The sequence below is a fragment of the Microbacterium sp. genome, from assembly GCF_039812165.1.
In the GTDB taxonomy this organism is placed as follows: Bacteria; Actinomycetota; Actinomycetes; order Actinomycetales; family Microbacteriaceae; genus Microbacterium.
Window position 1 is genome coordinate 1 of record NZ_JBDIAB010000222.1, and the last position, 4,375, is coordinate 4,375.

Annotated in this window: 4 protein-coding genes; 1 reads left to right on the forward strand and 3 read right to left on the reverse strand. The window is 76.3% G+C overall.

What is annotated here, in order from left to right:
• The 3 genes from WML84_RS13200 to WML84_RS13210 form a co-directional block, all read right to left on the reverse strand.
• On the reverse strand, positions 1-1,214 hold a 1,214-nt coding region (locus tag WML84_RS13200; protein ID WP_347346602.1), incomplete at its 3' end, for an FAD-dependent oxidoreductase.
• A 386-nt stretch (positions 1,215-1,600) separates the two neighbouring features.
• Positions 1,601-2,251: a TetR/AcrR family transcriptional regulator gene (locus WML84_RS13205; RefSeq protein WP_347346603.1), complete on the reverse strand. Its 651-nt coding sequence runs from the start codon at positions 2,249-2,251 to the stop codon at positions 1,601-1,603.
• Between the two features lie 112 nt (positions 2,252-2,363).
• A complete protein-coding gene (locus WML84_RS13210) occupies positions 2,364-3,719 on the reverse strand; it encodes an FAD-binding oxidoreductase (protein WP_347346604.1) in 1,356 nt (451 codons plus the stop codon).
• 37 nt (positions 3,720-3,756) lie between these two features.
• Between WML84_RS13210 and WML84_RS13215 the strand changes: the two genes are divergently transcribed.
• On the forward strand, positions 3,757-4,375 hold a 619-nt coding region (locus WML84_RS13215), incomplete at its 3' end, for a BTAD domain-containing putative transcriptional regulator (protein WP_347346605.1).

Sequence of the window (4,375 nt, forward strand, 5' to 3'; positions counted from 1 at the left end):
CCGCCGACGATGTGCGCGTCCGCGACGCACTCCAGCCGCTCGTCGACGAGCAGCCGCCCGCGTCCGTCGACCGGCAGCCCGCTGCGGCGCGCGAGGTCTGGCACCTCGAAGCCGGCCGCCCAGACGACGAGATCGGCCTCGATCAGCGTGCCGACCGACGCTCCGGCCGGTCGGGCGGCGCGGGCGGCGACGGGCGGCCGCGCTCCCTCGACCTCCGGCCCGCGATCGACGAGCTGACGGTGGTCTCCGCTGTCGCGATCGGCGAGCGGAATGCCGCCCTCGCGACCCCCGGTGTCCGCGTCCGCACCCAGCGCCGTGCCCCGTCCCCTGCGCGCTGACCCACTCCACCCCACGCCCGGCCCCGCGCCGGCCCGTCTGTGGCCCTCCCACCCCACGAACTCCGCAGAACGGGACGAACTTCGCACGATTCCGGCCGGATCCTGCGAAGTACGCGCGAGACTGCGACGTTCGTGAGGGCGAAAGCGGCCAGACACGGCACGCTCGGGCACGCGCGCGGCGTCGGCCGGCACGGCTCCCTCGCACAGCAGCACACCGTCCGCGACGACCTCGGCCACGGGCATCCGCTCGCACACCCGCACGCCGAGACGCCGCAGCGATCGACGGATGCCGCGGCGCGACGCCTCGCGGTACGCCGGCAGCAGCACTCCCGAGGTCAGCAGCGTCACCGTCGCGCGCGGGTGCGCGTCGGCGAGCTCGGCCGCGGTCTCGACGCCCGCCGGTCCCCCGCCGACGACCACGACGCGCACGGCGTCGCGCATCCGCTCGCGGATCGCGGTCGCGCCGGCCAGGTCGCCGACGGCCACGGCATGCTCGGCCACGCCGCGCACGCCCTCCGCGGGCCGCGACCCGACGGCGTAGACGAGCCGGTCGTAGGCCAGCTCGCGCTCCCCCGCGGCCGTCCGCACCAGGACGGTGCGCGCGTCCGCGTCGACGTGCACCGCCAGGCCGAGCTCGACGCGCACGGCCTCGGGGATCATCGAGCGCAGCGGCAGTGCGGCATCCGCGACGCCCGCCGCGTGCTCATGCAACCGGATGCGGTGCACGAACCGGTCGGTCGGGCTCACGAGCGTGATCGCGACGCGAGCGCGCTCCCCCGCGGTGAGCGAGCCCCACAGTCGGTTCGCCGCGATCACGCCGGCGTAGCCCGCGCCGAGCACGACGACCGACGTCCCGTCGTCCGATGTCTGCGTCATCCGTTCCTCCTCGTATGTGTCCGTCGAGAACCTCTGGCGACCGGCCCCGCTCGCCGTGCGGTTCCCGAGGCGGCGGGCTGCGCCGGCGGCGGATGCCGGAGGGCCGGGCCCGTCGGCAGATGCCCCTCGGCAGGTGCCCTCGGCAGGTCCCGTCGGCAGGTGCCCCCTCGGCAAGCCACGGCACGTGCCCGACCGGTTCGCCGGCCGGTGCGCCGCGCCGCTGCCCCGGCCCGGCGCGCCCGGCTCCGCCCCAGACTCGCCGGACGCCCTTGCGCCGACCTTGCACGGCCCTGACCCCGCCCGCCGCCGGCCGAGCCGCCTCTCGCGAGCCGGCCCCCTCGCATGCGGCATCGTCTCCATCTCCTCCTGCCCCCGAAGGCCGGCCGTCAGGGCGCGGCCGGCGCGCCGCCCGTGCCGCCGGCGAGCGACAGCGGCATGACCACCTCGTCGAGCAGACGGTCGATGAAGGCCTCGTCGACGAGGTCGCCGGTGATGAGGAGCCGGTGCCACAGCACGGCCTGACCGAGCTCCGACACGAGGTCGATCGGCAGCGCGGGATCGACCTCGCCGCGCGCGGCGGCGCGCTCGTAGATCACGCGCATCGCCTCGCGCCGCCACACGACGACGGTCGAGCGGAACCCGTGCGCGAACTCGTGGTCGTGCGCCATGACCCCGACGATCACCGGGTACAGCGCCGCCTGCGGCGTCGTGAACGACGCCGCCCACCGCGTGAGGACGGCACGGACGTCGCCGCGCAGCGAGCCGGTGTCGGGCGCGGCGATGAGCGCCCGCGCCCGTGAGAGCAGCGTCTCGCGCAGGAGCGCGGCGCTGTCGGCCCACCGCCGGTAGAGCACGGGCTTCGACGTGCGGATGCGGGCGGCCACGGCATCCATCGTCACGGCCGACGGACCGCCCTCGATGAGCAGGGCGATCGTCGCGTCCTGCGCCGCCGCCTCGATCTGCGCGCTCGTGCGGCGCCGCGTCGCGACCGCCGACCGGCTCTTGCGAGCACCGTCCGCCGAGCCGTATCCTGCCATATAGATACGATAGCGTATCTCCACACGGACGACTGGGGGCATCGTGAGCGCTGCGACGACGGATGCCGCGAGCCTTCGGCGCGCGGTGCACCGGAGGTCGCGGCATCCGCTGTCAGGCGAAGACGCCCGCGGGGTCGACGCGGCGGCGGATCTCCTGGATGCGGGCGTACACGGGCTCGGGCCACGCGCGCGCCTCGGGGTTGTCGGCGGTGATCGCGCCGTGGAAGTTGGCCTGCGTGCCGCCGCTCGCCCAGGGCCGCAGCGCCGCGATCACGCCGCCTCCGACGAGCGGCACGACGGTGTCGATCAGCTCGAGCACGGGCGCGCCGACGATGAACAGGCTGTACTCGGCGTCGCGTCCGCCGACCGCGTCGCCGCCCTCGGGCGCGTGGCGCAGGCGTCCGCCGAGCCGACGGATCTCCACCACCGCGAGCGGCAGCTGGTGCTGGGGTCCCGCCGCCTGCACGAGGGCCGTCGCCGCCCGCTCGTCGAAGCCGGCGAGCAGCGCGCCGCCCTCCCACACCGGCATCGGCTCGCTCGGGTCGCCGTGGATGTCGCCGATCGCGCGCGCGGGCATGAGGCCGACCGTGTCGACGATGCGAGGCGCGAGGGCGCGCATGCGCTCGACGAAACCGCCGTCGTCGTCGCCCACGACGGCGACGCGCACCTGCACGACGAACTGGCCCCGCAGGGGCTCGGGGAGCTCGGGCAGCGGCGGCAGCCGCAGCATCGCGACCGACGTCGTGACCGCGTCGGGCAGGTCGCGGCTCTCCGCGGCCCATGCCGCGACGACGCGTTCGGCGTCGGGCGCGGCGAACCACAGGCATCCGCCGATCAGCTCGTCGAGCTCCACGAGGTCGAGCGTGACGCTCGTGACGATGCCGAGACCGCGCTTGCCCCCGCGCAGCGCCCAGAACAGCTCGGGGTCGCGCACGGCGTCGACGTCGCGGAGCTCGCCGTCGGCCGTGACGATGCGGAGCGACCGGATGCGGTCGCTCGCGAAGCCGAGCGTGCGGCCGAGCGGACCGGCGCCGCCGCCGAGCAGCAGGCCGACGACGCCCACCGACGGGGCCGACCCGGTCACCGCCGTGAGGCCGTGCGCGGCCGCGGCGTCGAGCACGGCGCTCCAGCGCACGCCCGCCTCGACAGCGGCGGTGCGAGCGACCGGGTCGATCTCGAGTCCGTCGAGGCGCGACGTGGTCACGAGCACGCCGCCCTCGACGGCGGCGCTCGCGCCGTGCCCCGTGGACTGCACGGCGACGTGCAGCCCGCGCGCACGGGCGTAGCGGACGGCGGCCGCGACGTCGTCGGGGCTCGCGGCGCCGACGACGACGTGCGGACGGTGGCGCACCGCGGCGTTGAAGCCGGCGACCTCCACGTCGAAGCCCGCGTCGCCCTCGTGCCAGACGCGTCCGGCGGCGGCGGGCCCGGCCAGCTCGGTCTGGTCGGGTGCGATCTGAATGGTCATGCTCGTTCTCCTCACATCGGAAGCAGGTGCCTCCGTTATGACCGGTCCCGCTAGCGCGCCCCTTGCGGACGGCTTGCCCGGCGCCGACGCGCCGACCGTCGCGGCGCGCGACACCGGGCGTTCCGACACGGTCGCACCCGGCACCGACACCCCCGCTGTGACGCTGCTCGGCCCCGTCCGCTTCCACGGCGCCGCCCCCCGCGGTCGCAGCCTCGCGGTGCTGCTGGCGCTGCTCGCGCTCGAGACGGGCCGGCCGGTCTCGATGGCACGGATCGTCGCGGAGCTGTGGGACGAGAGGCCGCCCCCGTCGGCACAGGCGACCGTGCACGTGTACGTGTCACGGCTGCGATCGCTGCTGCGCCCGCACGCCGCGGTGCGGGGCGGCCCCGCCGGATACGCCTTGGAGGGTGCCGGAGAATCGGATGCCGCGCGCTTCGCGCGTCTCGTCGACGACGGCTACCGGCGGCACGAGGCAGGCGACCCGCATTCGGCCGCCGACCGGTTCGACGCGGCGCTCACGCTGTGGCGCGGCGAGCCGTTCGCGGGTCAGGGCGGTGCGGAGCTGCGCGCCGCGCGGGCCCGGCTCGACGGCATCCGTCGCGACGCGACGATCGGGCGCGCACGCTGCGCGCTCGCGCTCGGCGACGCGCGCCGCG